At 70.7% G+C, this 14,264-nt stretch carries 14 protein-coding genes; 6 read left to right on the forward strand and 8 right to left on the reverse strand.

The genetic code is table 11. The features are described 5' to 3' along the window. Positions 1–58: 58 nt before the first annotated feature. From IWX63_RS13435 to IWX63_RS13450, 4 genes are all read right to left on the reverse strand, one after another. Positions 59–1,027, reverse strand: a complete 969-nt coding sequence (locus IWX63_RS13435) for an NUDIX hydrolase (protein ID WP_199278675.1) — start codon at positions 1,025–1,027, stop codon at positions 59–61. Next, positions 1,027–3,249, reverse strand: a complete 2,223-nt coding sequence (locus IWX63_RS13440) for an RNA degradosome polyphosphate kinase (RefSeq protein WP_199278676.1) — start codon at positions 3,247–3,249, stop codon at positions 1,027–1,029. Before IWX63_RS13440 ends, IWX63_RS13435 begins: the two co-directional genes overlap by 1 nt. Positions 3,250–3,325: 76 nt before the next feature. Further along, a complete protein-coding gene (gene mshD / locus IWX63_RS13445) occupies positions 3,326–4,297 on the reverse strand; it encodes a mycothiol synthase (protein WP_199278677.1) in 972 nt (323 codons plus the stop codon). Positions 4,298–4,496: 199 nt separating this feature from the next. Beyond that, the gene (locus IWX63_RS13450; protein ID WP_199278678.1) at positions 4,497–5,204 is read right to left on the reverse strand and encodes a winged helix-turn-helix transcriptional regulator; all 708 of its coding nucleotides are present in this window, start codon (positions 5,202–5,204) and stop codon (positions 4,497–4,499) included. Between the two features lie 182 nt (positions 5,205–5,386). Between IWX63_RS13450 and IWX63_RS13455 the strand changes: the two genes are divergently transcribed. From IWX63_RS13455 to IWX63_RS13470, 4 genes are all read left to right on the forward strand, one after another. After that, complete coding sequence (locus tag IWX63_RS13455) at positions 5,387–6,139, forward strand: hypothetical protein (RefSeq protein WP_334685871.1); 753 nt, start codon at positions 5,387–5,389, stop codon at positions 6,137–6,139. A 235-nt stretch (positions 6,140–6,374) separates the two neighbouring features. Continuing rightward, positions 6,375–6,974 (forward strand): FABP family protein, encoded by a 600-nt coding sequence (locus IWX63_RS13460; protein WP_199278679.1) that lies wholly within the window; start codon positions 6,375–6,377, stop codon positions 6,972–6,974. 63 nt (positions 6,975–7,037) lie between these two features. After that, on the forward strand, positions 7,038–8,129 hold the full coding sequence (gene ygfZ, locus IWX63_RS13465) for a CAF17-like 4Fe-4S cluster assembly/insertion protein YgfZ (RefSeq protein ID WP_199278680.1): 1,092 nt from the start codon (positions 7,038–7,040) through the stop codon (positions 8,127–8,129). Then, complete coding sequence (locus tag IWX63_RS13470; RefSeq protein WP_199278681.1) at positions 8,126–8,563, forward strand: ankyrin repeat domain-containing protein; 438 nt, start codon at positions 8,126–8,128, stop codon at positions 8,561–8,563. The genes ygfZ and IWX63_RS13470 overlap by 4 nt, the downstream gene beginning before the upstream one ends. 223 nt (positions 8,564–8,786) lie before the next feature. Here IWX63_RS13470 and IWX63_RS13475 read toward each other — a convergent pair whose 3' ends face one another. Next, positions 8,787–9,503: a GNAT family N-acetyltransferase gene (locus IWX63_RS13475; protein WP_199278682.1), complete on the reverse strand. Its 717-nt coding sequence runs from the start codon at positions 9,501–9,503 to the stop codon at positions 8,787–8,789. Between the two features lie 3 nt (positions 9,504–9,506). Continuing rightward, a complete protein-coding gene (locus IWX63_RS13480) occupies positions 9,507–10,532 on the reverse strand; it encodes a 6-phosphofructokinase (protein ID WP_199278786.1) in 1,026 nt (341 codons plus the stop codon). Positions 10,533–10,752: 220 nt separating this feature from the next. On the opposite strand from IWX63_RS13480, the gene IWX63_RS13485 reads away from it, so the two are divergent. Further along, positions 10,753–11,619, forward strand: a complete 867-nt coding sequence (locus tag IWX63_RS13485) for a UbiA family prenyltransferase (RefSeq protein WP_334685872.1) — start codon at positions 10,753–10,755, stop codon at positions 11,617–11,619. Beyond that, on the forward strand, positions 11,616–13,043 hold the full coding sequence (locus tag IWX63_RS13490; RefSeq protein WP_199278683.1) for a phytoene desaturase family protein: 1,428 nt from the start codon (positions 11,616–11,618) through the stop codon (positions 13,041–13,043). Before IWX63_RS13485 ends, IWX63_RS13490 begins: the two co-directional genes overlap by 4 nt. 77 nt (positions 13,044–13,120) lie before the next feature. Here the strand turns inward: IWX63_RS13490 and IWX63_RS13495 are convergent, their stop codons facing one another. Both IWX63_RS13495 and IWX63_RS13500 read right to left on the reverse strand, forming a co-directional pair. Next, positions 13,121–13,933 (reverse strand): carotenoid biosynthesis protein, encoded by an 813-nt coding sequence (locus tag IWX63_RS13495; protein WP_199278684.1) that lies wholly within the window; start codon positions 13,931–13,933, stop codon positions 13,121–13,123. 77 nt (positions 13,934–14,010) lie between these two features. Beyond that, positions 14,011–14,253, reverse strand: coding sequence for a PspC domain-containing protein (locus IWX63_RS13500; RefSeq protein ID WP_199278685.1), 243 nt, complete (start codon positions 14,251–14,253; stop codon positions 14,011–14,013). Positions 14,254–14,264 lie beyond the last annotated feature (11 nt).

Below are 14,264 nucleotides of genomic sequence, written 5' to 3' on the forward strand. Positions count from 1 at the left end.
GGCCGCTGACGCCGGGTGAACTGTCCATCCTCGCCCGGTGAGGAACCGGGCCAGGCGGTCAGTCGTCGTAGGCGCGGAACTGTTCCACCGAGACGATACGACCCTGGTTGGCGCTGCTCACCTGGCAGATGACTGCCTCACCGGGAGCGAGGTGCGGTTCATCGACGGGCAGGAGCTCCTGAAGGTGGTCCGGCATGCGTCCGCTCAACACCGAGAGGACGAGTGGGAGCACCGGTCGGTGGGTGCAGATGGCCACGGGCCTGCGCTTGTCCAGCAGCCGCTCGATGGCGGCCCGCGTGCGTGCGGGTTTCCTCTTGGCGTCGTGCTCCGTCAGGGCGTCGATGAGCTTGAGCTTCGCGCTGCGCTGCTTGACGTACGGCGAGATGGTCTGGACGCACCGCACCCAGGGGCTGCTCACCACGCGCTCGGGGGTCCATGCCTGGAGCAGGCGGCTCACCGCCGTGGCCTGCCGGCGCCCGGTGGCGGCGAGGGGCCTCTCGCCCTCGGCCCTGCTCCACGACGAACGGGGCTTGGCCTTCGCATGGCGGACCACGATCAGGGGCCATGTCTGGAGATTCCTCGCGCGGTGCGCCTCGATGAGCGAATCGAGGGGCACGACGTCGGTCGGGTTGCTCAGCACGGAGCGCGCCTCCTCGGGGGACACCCACCGCACGCCGTCCACCTCGCTGCCGTCCGGCACGGGGGTTGCCCGTTCGATCCTCGCCGCCCAGTAGTACACCGTCTTGTCGCTGGAGTTCACCGGGTACGTGATCGTCGCCAGCGGGATGCCGAGCCTCACGCTCAGTCCCACTTCCTCGAAGGTCTCGCGGACGGCGCACTCGGGCGTCGTCTCTCCCGGATCGAGCTTGCCCTTCGGCCAGGACCAGTCGTGGTAGCGGGGGCGGTGGATGATCAGGACCTCGAGGGCGCCCTTCTCGATCCGCCAGCACAGCGTGCCGGCAGCGACGACCGCCGTGCCGCCGGTCGCCGTCGTGGCGGTGGTGGCGTCCTTCGTGGGTGGGGCCATCAGCGGCGCGACACTGCCCGCTGGCGGGCGCGGGAGGCGAGCAGCGACGACTGGATGTCCTCGAGCAGCGTGCCGTCGGCGTCCTTGTGGTGCCGGGTCCAGCAGCCGGTCTCGTCGAGGTGCCAGCTGGAGACCTTCGGGTCCATGTACCGGTCCATCAGGTTCATCAGGTAGGAGATGTCCTCGGCCGAACTGAGCTGCACGAGTGCCTCGACCCGGCGGTCGAGGTTGCGGTGCATCATGTCCGCAGAGCCGATGAATACGGCAGGCTCTCCGCCGTTCGCGAAGGCGAAGACCCGCGAGTGCTCGAGGAAGCGGCCGAGCACGGAGCGCACGGTGACGTTCTCGCTCAGCCCGGGGACCCCGGGCCGCACGGAGCAGATGCCACGCACGATCACGTCCACCCGGACGCCCGCCTGCGATGCACGGTAGAGCGAATCGATGATCGCCTCGTCCACCATGGAGTTCACCTTGATGATCACGCGGGCGGCCAGCCCGGCCTTCTTGTTCGCGATCTCCCGCTCGATGCGATCGATCAGGCCCGAGCGGACGGACCGCGGTGCCACCAGCAGGCGCTTGAACGTGGACTTCGGGGCGTACCCGGAGAGCTGGTTGAACAGGCGCGAGAGGTCCTCGCCCACCTGCTCGTTGGAGGTGAGCAGGCCGAGGTCCTCATAGTAGCGGGCCGTGCGCGGGTGGTAGTTCCCGGTGCCGATGTGGCAGTAGCGCCGCAGGCCGTCGATCTCCTGCCGCACCACGAGCGAGAGCTTGCAGTGCGTCTTGAGCCCCACGATGCCGTACACCACATGCACGCCGGCCTGTTCCAGCTTCCGGGCCCAGGAGATGTTGGCCTGCTCGTCGAAGCGCGCCTTGATCTCCACGAGCGCCAGAACCTGCTTGCCCGCCTCGGCGGCGTCGATCAGGGCGTCGACGATGGGGGAGTCGCCCGACGTCCGGTACAGCGTCTGCTTGATCGCCTGCACCTTGGGGTCGGCGGCCGCCTGTTCCAGGAACGCCTGCACGGAGGTGGAGAACGAGTCGTACGGGTGGTGCAGCAGGATGTCCCGTCGGCGCATCGCGGCGAAGACGTTCGCGGCCTTCGACGTCTCGCTCTCGTTGAGGTAGCGGCTGGTGTGCGGGACGTGCTTGGGGAAGTGCAGGTCGCCACGGTCGATCCCCGCGATCACGCTGAGGCCCCGCAGGTCCAGGGGCGCCGGGAGGTTGTAGACCTCGTCCTCCTCCACGCCGAGTTCCCGTGACAGCAACGCCCTGATGCTGGGGTTGATGTCCGTGGTGACCTCGAGGCGGACGGGCGGCCCGAACCGCCGGCGCAGCAGTTCCTTCTCGAGGGCCTGCAGCAGGTTCTCGGCGTCGTCCTCCTCCACCTCCAGGTCCTCGTTGCGCGTGACCCGGAAGAGGTGGTGCTCGAGCACCTCCATGCCGGGGAAGAGCTGGTCCAGGTGGACGGCGATGACTTCCTCGAGCGGGATGAAGCGGGCGATGCGCCCGGCGACGTTGCCCGCGCGCGGCCCGTCCACGGAGATGAGGCGCGGAAGCTGGTCGGGCACCTTCACGCGGGCGAAGAGTTCCTTCTCGCTGACCGGGTTACGGACCACGACGGCGAGATTGAGGGACAGCCCCGAGATGTAGGGGAACGGGTGGGCGGGGTCGACGGCGAGCGGCGTGAGGATCGGGAAGACCTTCTCCGCGAAGATCTTGTGCAGCTCGGCGCGTGCGGCGTCGTCCAGCTCCTCCCAGGTCGTGAGGTGGATCTGCTCCTGGGCGAGGGCGGGCCGGATGTGGTCGGCGAAGACGGCGGCGTGGCGCTGCTGGAGCTGATAGCCGTCCTGCATGATCTTCTCGAGCTGCTCGATGGGGCTGAGGCCCGCAGCCGAGGGTACCGCGAGCCCCGTGGCGATCCGGCGCTTGAGGCCGGCGACCCGCACCATGAAGAACTCGTCGAGGTTCGACGCGAAGATCGACAGGAAACCGACCCGCTCCAGGAGGAAGAGCTCAGGGTCCTCCGCGAGCTCGAGGACGCGGGCATTGAAATCGAGCCAGCTGATCTCGCGGTCGAGGAAACGGTCGGCCCGGATATCGCCGGACGGCAGGAGGCTGGGCGCGAACTCCGGGATGTCGATGCGGTCCTGGGTGGCCCGGGCCGGAGCCGTCTCGGAGGACCCGTACAGTGACGCACCCCGGCGTTTGATTCCTGAATCCATTGCGTCTCCTGCAGCGTGGGCGGTCATGGTCACGGGAACCCCGCTCCGACCGGCCGGGGACACCTCGAAAACAACCTTACAAGGTGGGTTGCGCCGCCTTGGCCGCATACATGACATCGACGTCCCAGCGCGTGAACCCGAGCGTACGGTAGAGCGCCACGGCGGCGGTGTTGTCGGCGTCGACATACAGCATGATCGCCTGCAGGCCCCGGGCGTGGAGGTGCTCGATGCCGGCGATCGTCAGAGCCTTGCCGAGGCCCATGCCCTGCGCTTCCGGGGTCACGCCGACCACGTACACCTCTCCCATCGCCGGGTGGGCACCCACCGCGGGGTGGACCTTGGTCCAGTGGAAGCCGAGCAGGGCGCCGTCGTCCTCGCGGACGGCGAGGATGAAACCGGCGGCGTCGAACCAGTCCTCGTCCATCCGCGCGTCCAGGTCGGCGCGCGTGGTGGCGCCCTGTTCGGGGTGGTGCACGAAGGCCGCCGCGTTGGCCGCGAGCCACGCCCCCTCGTCCTGTCCGCGGACGAACGCCCGCAGGACGACGCCGTCGGGCAGCCGGAGTGCGGGGACCGATTCCGTGACGGCGGCGCGTGTCAGGCGCATCCTCCACAGTTCGCGCACCGGGCCGTAGCCGAAGCGGTCGGCCAGGTCTGCTGCGGCGGAATGGTTCCCGTGCGACCAGCCGCGGAGGTCGGAGATCCCCTCGGCGAGGACCGCCTCGATCAGGGCCGTCCCGGCGCCCTCGCCGCGGCAGTCGGGCCGGACGACGAGTTCGAGCACGGCGCCGTCCTCGGCGCCGTGCGTGACGACGGCGACCCCGGCGAGTTCGCTGTCCGGCGCCTCGGAGGTGCGGGCCGTGAGGACGAGCAGGCGGTCGGCGGCGTCGTGGGCGCGCAGGGTGAGGAGGGTCTGTTCGGACAGCGGCGGGTTGCCGTCGGCCTCGGCGGCTGACGCGGCGAGACGACGTACCTCGTCAACGACGTCCGTGGGCGGGGCGCCGGTGATCCTGCCGACGGACCAGGTGGGGGCGTGCTGAGCGGCGGTCATGCGCCCAGCCTAGTCCTGCGCCGGCCGTCCGGTTTGGCAGTCGCCCTCCGGGTGCGGTAGTGTCGGGAACTGCTCGAGGGGGATGCGCCAGTGGGGCGCCCGCGATACGTTCGACCCGTATGTCCTCCACTCTTGCCGGCCCGGCCGGAAACACCGAAAGCCCCCTCCACCCGCGGGTGGAGGGGGCTTTCGCGTGTGGTCAGGCGTCCTGGTTGACCGGGCTGCGGTCCTCGGGCAGGCGGGTCAGGGTGAAGCGGTACCCGACGTTCCGGACGGTGCCGATCAGCTGCTCGTGGTCGGAGCCGAGTTTCGCCCGCAGCCGCCGCACATGGACGTCGACGGTGCGCGTGCCCCCGTAGTAGTCGTACCCCCATACCTCGTGCAGGAGCTGGTCGCGGGTGAACACCCGCCCTGGGTGCTGCGCGAGGTACTTGAGGAGTTCGAACTCCTTGTAGGTCAGGTTCAGTGGCTCGCCGCCCACCCGCGCCGTATAGCTCGCCTCGTCGATCACCACGCCGGACGCATGGATCTCGGTACTCGTCTCCTCGCTGGCCGCCGTCGAACGCGCGATCACCAGACGCAGGCGTGCCTCCACCTCCGCCGGGCCCGCCGAATCGAGGACGACGTCGTCCGCCAGCCAGTTCGCGGCGACCGCCGCCATGCCACCCTCGGTGAGCACGAGGACGAGCGGGGCGCTGAGCCCGGTGGCCTTCAGGAGCTGGGTGAGGGACCGCGCACCGACGAGGTCCTTCCGGGCATCGACGAGAACGACGTCGCAGGGTTCCGTCTCGAGGAGTGCGGTGGGTTCCGCCGCGAGGATGTGCACCTTGTGATTGAGCAGTTCCAGGGCCGGCAGGATGTCCACGGACGAGCCGGTGGTGTTGGTGAGCATCAGGATGTGCGGCATGTGTCCTCCACGGGTCGGGGATGCGCATCATCGGGCAGCTGCGCCCTCCCCCCGGACGGGGAGGCGGGTGCGGTCGAAATTTGGTCAAGTATAGCCTCCGGCCTGTGATGCACCACACGACCGGTGACCCCGGGCAGCGCGGCCTTTTCCCGCACCCGCGCGGGTAGGGCAGTATTGCTGGGGTGAAGAGGACGAGTGTGGCCGCAGCGGCCGGTGCCGCGGCCATCGCGACCGGGGCGATCGTCGCGTCCTCCTATATCTCCCAGACGGCCGTCGCGGTGACCGTCGGCGTGCTCTGCGTCCTAGCCGCCGTCGGGTGGCCCCACATTCTCCGCGTACCGGCCAAGAAGAGCCTGTCGGCTGCGATCGGACTCGCCGCACTGCTCGCCGTCGTCCTCTCCGCCACCGTCCCCGGGCCGTTCTTCCTGGCCTGGTTCCCGGCGTCCGTGGCACTCGGCGTCGGTGGGGTCTTCATGATCCAGCTCCTGCGGGGGACCGGCCAGAGCCTGCGGCTGGAATCGACCCTCGGGGCGAGCTCCGGCGTCGTGGCCGTGAGCATGGGCTCGGGCTGGGTGGCCACGGATCGGCTGGCCGTCAACGCGGCCGACTCCGGCATGACGCTCGTGACGGGAGTCAGCATCCTTGTTGCGATCGCCGTGTGCCTGCTGCCCCTGCCGGACCGGCTCGTCGCCCCCGCCGCCGTCGTGCTCGGCGCGCTCGCCGGCCCGCTCGGTGCGCTGCTCTTCACCGATGTGCCGGCGCTCGCCGCCGCGGTCGTGGGGCTTGCCTGCGGCGCCGTGATCGCAGGGACCCGGCGGCTGCTCGTCGCCCGGGAGGCACCGATCAACCGGATCGCAGCCATCGCGGCCGGAGTCACCCCCGTCCTCGCGATCGGCGCCGTCGTGTACTTCCTCGACACGCTGTTCCTGGCCTGAGCGGGGCCTCCGAGCCCGGGGGCGTGCCGTGCGACCGGGCAGGGCGGGCGACCCCCGCGCACGTTCCCCTGCTGTCCGGACCGGGCGTTAGGATGGGAGCATGTCCATCCTTGCCCTTGAAATCTTCTTCATCTCGCTGCTGGTCGTCGCCGGTCTCGGCATGGCCGGTTTCGCGGCCCTCGTCATCACGCGCCTGTACAAGGGCCAGAAGTAGCCGACTGACCCCGGAGGCCCTATGTCGATCGACCTGCCCACCGACCTGACACCCGAGCTCGTCCCACTGTCGTGGCTCCTCGGAACCTGGGAGGGGACGGGGATGCTCGGTGAAGGTACCGCCGACTCGGAGCGCTTCTCGCAGCGCGTCGTGTTCTCACAGCACGGTCTGCCGTACCTGCAGTACAGCGCCGAATCCTGGCTCATCGATGAGCAGGGCGCGCAACTGCGCCCCCTGTCGGTCGAGACCGGTTTCTGGGCGCTCGACCGCAAGCTCAACGACTCCGACGTCGGGCCCGGTCTCAGCCCCGCGGACATCGTCCCGGCCCTCAAGACCGCCGACGAGGTCGAGGAGTTCCGCAACGACACCGGCGGCTTCGACATCACGGCCACCGTGGTGCACCCCGGCGGCATTGCCGAGCTCTACTACGGGAGCATCAAGGGACCGCAGATCCAGCTCAGCACGGACCTCGTGATGCGCGGCCAGCATTCCAAGGAGTACGCGGCCGCCACCCGCCTGTTCGGTCTGGTCGAAGGCAACCTGTACTGGCGCTGGGACGTCGCGGCCCAGGGCAACTCCCTCGAGGCCCACGCCTCCGCGATCCTGAAGAAGATCTCCTGAAGCAGCTGTAGCCCGTTCGGGCGACACCCCGGAATAGTCCCGCCTGGAAGGCGTTGTATCGTCATGACCTCACGAAGCCCCCTGCTGAACCGACCCGGTGCCGTCGAGGGCGGCGGAGCCGACGCCGCCGTGGCATCCCATTACGGCGACCCGTTCCGCGAGCAGCGGCTCCTGGCGGCAGGCGAGGCCGTCGTCGACCTGTCGCAGCGCGGCGTGGTCACCGTCTCCGGACCCGACCGCCTGAGCTGGCTGAACACGCTCTCCTCCCAGCTGCTCCTCGACCTCCGGCCCGGCCGGAGCTCCGAGACGCTGCTCCTCACCGTGCAGGGCCGGATCGAGTATGCGGCCCATGTCGTCGACGACGGCGCGACCACCTGGCTCATCACCGAGGGAGGCGAGGCGGCGCCGCTGGCCGCCTGGCTGGAGCGCATGAAGTTCATGCTCCGCGTGGAGGTCACCGACGCCACGGAGGCCTGGGCGGTGCTCGGCGCGACGCGGGCCCTGCCTGGGCTGGCGGACGACGCCGTCGTGTGGGAGGACCCGTGGCCCGCCGTCGCCCCCGGCGGCTACTCGTATGCGGTCGTCGACGAAGGCGGGCACCCGGGTCGCGAGCGGCCCTGGTTCGAATACCTCGTCCCGCGCGGAGAACTCGAAGCCGCGGTGTCCGCCACGGGACTGGGCCTGGCCGGTTCGCTGGCCGGCGAGGCACTGCGCATCGCCGCCTGGCGTCCGCGACCCGGTTTCGAGACCGACGAGAAGACCATCCCCCACGAGCTCGACCTCATGCGGACGGCCGTCCACCTCGCGAAAGGCTGTTACAAGGGCCAGGAGACGATCGCCCGTGTGCACAACCTCGGGCATCCGCCGCGCCGGCTCACCTTCCTGCACCTCGACGGCAGCCAGCACACCCTTCCTGCGCCCGGTAGCCCGGTCCTCAGCGAGGGGCGCACGGTGGGCAGGGTGACGTCCGTCGGCCACCATTACGAGATGGGCCCGATCGCCCTCGCCGTGCTCAAGCGCTCCGTCGATGCGTCCGCCGATCTGCTCGTGCAGGACGGGGACGAGGCCTACGCCGCCGGCCAGGAGGTCATCGTGGCACCGGATGCCGGGCAGGTCGTCGGCCGGGCCGCGGGATTCCTGAAGGCTCCGCGATGAGCGCCGGGAACGACGGCGGTCAGGGCCTCACGGACGACGCCGCGGCAGCGGACGACGCCGGTGCGGCCGCCGCGATCGCCCTCGCACACGCCCTCTTCGACTCCGCACGGGCAGGCGACAACGCCACGCTGGTGCGGTACCTCGATGCCGGGGTGCCCTTCACCCTGACGAACACCGCGGGCGACAGCCTCCTGATGCTCGCCGCGTACAACGGCCATCCGGCGATCGTCCGTGACCTCCTGGCGCGCGGGGCGGAAGCGGACCAGGTCAACGACCGAGGGCAGACCCCCCTCGCGGGTGCCGTCTTCAAAGGGCACGACGACGTCGTGCGGCTGCTGGTCGAGGCGGGCGCTGACGCCGACGCCGGGACACCCTCGGCCCGGGCCGCGGCCGAGATGTTCGGGCGGACGGAACTCCTGGAGCTGCTCGGCTAGGCAGCCCTACCCGGCGCCTGTACCCGCCCTGCCCACAGTCCGCCCCGCGTTCATCTGCCCGGACCGGATTCGGGGACTGTGCCGTCGGATGCCGTCCCGCGGCGGCGTGTCGCGACAGGACGCGGCGCGGGCGGCGTCGAAGCCCCCGGTTCCGCACGCCGGACGCAGGCGAGGAGCAGCCGGGCCCCGTACTCCGGACGCAGGCAGGAGCGGACGGAAGCCCTCAGGCGCCCAGGAGGACCGACGTCTGCGTACCCGCGAAGGCGAAGCCGGCCCGGCGCGCGGTCCGCTGGGAGGCCGTGTTGTCCGTCCTCGCGCGCCACTGCGGCACGAGTCCCGCGGCCATGGCGTCCTCGACCGCGACGGCGGCCACCCGCCCGGCATAGCCCTTACGCCGTTCCTCGGGCGGGGTGATGACCGCGATGTGCGCCAGGATGCCCTGCCAGATGTCGTAGCCGGCACCGGCGAGAGGAGTGGGCCGGGCGTCGGGGTCGGCGCCCTCGTCGACCAGTACGAACGGGTGGTCCACCGCGGCCAGGCCTGCTTCGGCGACGTCGTCGGGCGGGCACCGGCGCTCGAGCTCGCGGACGAGCGAAGCCTCCCCGGACACGACGGCAGGCGGTCCCTCGAACCGCGGCAGGTCGTCGCAGAAGTACAGCTGGGCCTCACCGAGCCCGCGTCCGCCATGCTCCCGGCTGAGCGTGAGCAGCGTCGAGTGGCTGCGCAGCTCCGTCCCGGACATACTGCGTCCCGCGTCGATGGCCCAGCCGGGTCCCCGGAGCACCTCGCGGCCGAACAGGGTCACGAAGGTCAGGACCGGGGCGTCGTCGTCGATCGAGTACAGGCGGTCGGAGCCCTCGGCGATGGTGCCGTCGTCGAGCCCGAGCAGCCGCGACCAGGCGAGCTGGATGATCGAGACCGTGCCGGGATCGAGTTCCACGGGTCAGCCGAACAGGATGGAGGCTTCGTCGTAGCGGTGCTGCGGGACCCGCTTGAGGTTGCCGAGCGCCGCATCGAAGCCCACGTGGGCGATCTCCGTGCCGTTGAGGGCCACCATGGTGCCCCACAGCTCGTCCCGCACCGAGTCCACGGCGGCCATCCCGAGGCGCGTGGCGAGCACGCGGTCGAAGGACGAGGGGACTCCACCCCGCTGGATGTGGCCGAGGATCGTGGCGCGGGTCTCGATGCCCGTGCGTGCCTCGAGTTCCGGCGCGAGCTGGTCCGCGATCCCGCCCAGCCGCGGGCGGCCGAAGGTGTCGAGGCCGCGCTCCGAGTGCGCCTGCTCCATGTGCGAGGGGACGAAGCCCTCGGCGACGACGACGAGGGGCGCGCGCCCGCGGGCGTTGGCCGTGGACACCCACTCGGCGATCTGCTCCACACTGGTCTGCTGCTCGGGGATCAGGATGGCGTGGGCGCCGGAAGCCATGCCGGCGTGCAGGGCGATCCACCCGACGTGGCGGCCCATGACCTCGGCGATCATGCAGCGGCTGTGGGATTCGCCCGTTGTGCGCAGGCGGTCGATGGCCTCGGTGGCGATCTGCACCGCGGTGTCGAAACCGAAGGTGTAATCGGTGGCGTCGAGGTCGTTGTCGACCGTCTTCGGGACGCCGACGATCTTCAGGCCGAGGTCCGTGAGCCGCTTCGCCGCAGCGAGCGTGCCCTCGCCGCCGATCGCGATCATGGCGTCGATGCCGAGGCGCTCCATGTTCGCCTTGACGACGTCCGCGCCGCCGTTGCCCTCGAACGGGTTGGTGCGCGAGGTCCCGAGGATCGTGCCGCCCTGCTTGGAGATGCCACGGACCGCATGCCGGGGGAGGCCGACGACGTTGCCCTCGACGACGCCGCGCCAGCCATCCCGGAATCCGACGAACTCCTGGTCATGGACCTTGATGCCCTTGAGGACAGCGCCGCGGATGACCGCGTTGAGTCCGGGGCAGTCGCCGCCGCTGGTGAGGATTCCGATCTTCATATGGCGTGGGGTTCCTTCGAGGAGGGTGTGGTGGTGCAACAGGAGCACGCCGTCGGGCCCGCCTATGATTCTAGACACACACGGGCCGCCCTTCTCACAGGCTGCGACCGCCCCGGGCCCGGCACCGGGCAGGTCGGTGACCACGTAGGCTGGGACCATCCAGCGCACGAGGGCCTCAGCCCCCTGGGTGCGCGTCGCCCGTCCGAGGAGGACACCAGCAGTGCCCCAGGCAGGTTTTGCGCCAGCGGCGCTGCGCATGGTCCACATCTCCCGGCCGGTCCTCTGGATCAACACCCTCGGCACCGGCGTCGTCGGCATGTGGCTCACCGGGACGTTCTGGCAGTGGGAGGCCCTGGCCCTGCTGGTCTGGCTGACCCTGCCGTTCAACCTGCTCATCTACGGCGTGAACGACATCTTCGACCAGGACACCGATGCCCTGAACCCCCGCAAGGGATCGCTCGAGGGTGCCAGGATCAGGGCCTCGGAGGTCCGAGCCATCTGGATCGCCGTACTCGTCACGAACCTGCCGTTCCTCGCATGGTTCGCGGCCACCCTCCCGCCGACGGCCCTCGCCTGGATCGCGTTGTACGCCCTCGTCTTCGTCTTCTACTCCGCGCCGCCGCTGCGCTTCAAGGCCCGGCCGTACCTCGACTCCCTGAGCAACGCGGCGTATGCGTTCCCGCTCGTCTTCGTCCCCTACGCCCTCGGTGACACGCCGGTCTGGGCCGCCGCGCTGGGCCTGATGGCCTGGAGTGCGGCGAAGCACACCTACGACGCAGTCCAGGACATCGACGAGGACCGGGGAGTGGGCATCACGACGACGGCGGTGCGGCTCGGGCCCCGCGGGGTCGTCGCCTGGAGCGGCGCCTGGTGGGCTGTCTCGACGGCCTGCTTCGCCGTGGTCAACATCCCGGTCGCGGTCGTGAACACCCTGATCGCGGGCTGGCTGCTGCTGGGCCTGTACCGGGATCCCCGCCCGGAGACGGGCCACCGGTTGTACCGGTACTCGATCGCCTTCCCCTACGTGGCCGGGACGGTCGCGGGCGTCCAACTGGTCGTCGCCCTGACGCTGGGACTCTACCGATGAGCCGGATCGTCGTCGTCGGTGGGGGGATCGGCGGCCTGACGGCGGCCGCGCTCCTCGGGCGTGCAGGCCATGGCGTGACGCTGGTGGAGGCGTCGGACCACGTAGGCGGCAAGAGCCGCCGCGTCGAGGTCTCGGGGCAGCGGATGGATACAGGGCCGTCGCTCTTCACCTTCCCGAGCGTGTGGCAGGAACTCCTCCGCCTCCTCGACGCCGTCGCACCCACCGACGCGACGCCCGCCGCGGACATCGCGCGCCTCCGGCTCGAACGGCTCCCCGAGGTCGGGACCTACTACTACCGCGGCGAGGCGTGCGCCCTGCCGGTGCCTGAGGGACACCCGTGGCACCCGGCCTGGACGCGCTTCGCGGCTGAGCACGGCGTCCTCGGGGACGACGTGTCGCGCCTGCTGACCACGGGACCGCTCGAGAAGTCCTCCTACCCCGCGCTGGCGAAACTCGGCGGGCTGTACGGGCGCCGGCTCACCACGCGGAGCTATCTGAACAGCCTGTCGTGGCTGCCCGAGGGCCTCCGCGAGGTCATCGCGATCCACACGCTCAACGCGGGCGTCAGCCCCACCCGGACGCCGGCCCTCTACGCGAGCATGCCCGCCATCATGGCCCACGACGGCGTCTGGATCCCCGAGGGCGGCATCTACGAACTCGTGCTGGCACTCCAGCGCCTCGCCGAGGACGCCGGCGTGGAGATCCGCACGGGCGAGCCCGTCCAGGGCATCGGACGACGGCGGGTCACCACGACCGAGGGCAGCTACCCGGCCGACGCCGTCGTCAGCGGCCTCGACGCGCACCGCCTGTCGGGGCTCCTCGCCGGGCGCACCCCACGGACGCCGCGGAAGCTCACCTGCTCGGCAGTCGGGATCTACGCCGTCCTGGCCCGGCCCCTTCCCGAGGGGACGGCCCGCCACGGCGTGGTCATGCCGGACGACCCGGCGGCGCTCTACGCGAGCCTGGAGGCCGGGCACGAGCCCGAGCAGACCATGGCCTTCGCGAACTACTACCCCGCGCACGGCGTCTACCCCAACGAGTCGGCGACGCTCGCACTGCTCCTCACGGCGCCGGCCAACGGCAGGAAGTACTCGCTCGACGACCCGTTCGTGCGACGTGAGCTCGATCGGACGACGCGCGTCCTCGGGCTGCCCGACCCCATCGAGGACTATTTCGCCGGCCACGAGATCCTCGACCCCGGCTACTTCGGCGAGCGCGGCTCGGCCGGCGGGGCGCTCTACGGAGCCGTGCGGCCGACGTGGATGAGCGGGCCGTTCCACCTCCCGCCCTACTCGGATCCGTTACGACCGTGGCTGTGGCGCGTCGGGGCGTCCGTCCACCCCGGCGGCGGCCTGCCCGCGGTCCTCGGAGGCGCGATGATGTCCACGCAGAAACTGCTGACCCGCCTGGGGCCCACCGCCTGATTGCTGGTCGGCCTGGCTGCCGGACCGCCTGACGCCTGACTCCCGGCCGCCCGGCCGTCGTCTTCGGGCGGAGGGGCTCAGGCCTGCTGTGCGGCGTCCACCGTCGTGTCGCCCGTGGCCGGCGCGGACGACATCGCGGCTCGCGTGAGCTGCAGCCGTCGGCGCGCCACGAGGACGATCAGGGCAGCGGCGAGCACCGCCGGGAAGACGAGTCCCGAGAAGATGCAGACGCCGAGCCACAGGAACATGGAGACGAGCAGGCTGTCGAGCAGGCCCGGGCGGAGCGGGCGATCGGTCAGGCGTCGCCCGCCGATCCAGGTCACCAGGGCGGAGGCGACGAGCCCGGAGATGAGCCAGCCGCCGTAGTTCGAGAGCGGGACCCCGTAGTAGGGGCCGCCGCCCGGCCAGATCCAGAAGCCGAGGGACACCGCCCCGGGATCGAGGACGCCGTCGATGACCACCAGCAGCAGCCCGCCGAGCAGGATCCTCCGCAGGGCGCTCCCGCCGCCCGAGACGACGGCCACCGCGCCGATGACCAGCGGTACGTAGGAGAGGGGCAGCAGGTAGGGGACGAGCCCGAGGATGGTGGGGCCCAGCGGTTCGCCGTAGTAGAACTCGCCGTACGGCATGCCGGTCGCGACGCCGAAGCCCTCGATCAGGTAGCCGAAGACGGACACGGCCGCGAGGGCCGCGGCGCCCCGCGCGGCACCGAGCTGGTGCACGAGCGCGACGAACGCCGGCAGGGCGATCAGGAGGTTGAAGCCGTAGGACGCGTAACTCGCGCCCTCGACGTCCGGGAACCGCACCACGAAGTAGCCGGAGACGAACAGGAAGGCGCAGGACGCGATGAGCAGGCGGGGGAAGCTACGGGTAGCGGGAGTCTTCGGCACGTCATCCATCCTTGCAGGTCAGGCAGCAGGAAGGGGCACCCGCTGTGCGGCGGGTGCCCCTTGATGGCCGGCCGCTCCTAGCCTCCGGCGAGGAGCTTCTCGAGGGCGATGCTGCCTTCCGTCGTGGGGAGCAGGAGCCAGAGGACGAGGTAGAGCGGCAGGCCGATGAAGGGGAGCAGGAAGCTCAGCAGGATCGCGATGCGGACGTAGGTCACGCGCCAGCCGTACTGCAGTGCGATGCCGGCAGCGATCCCCCCGAGGAGGCCCCCGGGAGCGCGTTTGATGGGCGAGGAGCGGAGGATACGGTAGAAGGACTGCATGGCATGCCTTT

Source organism: Arthrobacter sp. CAN_A2, from assembly GCF_015752045.1.
GTDB lineage: Bacteria > Actinomycetota > Actinomycetes > Actinomycetales > Micrococcaceae > Arthrobacter_D.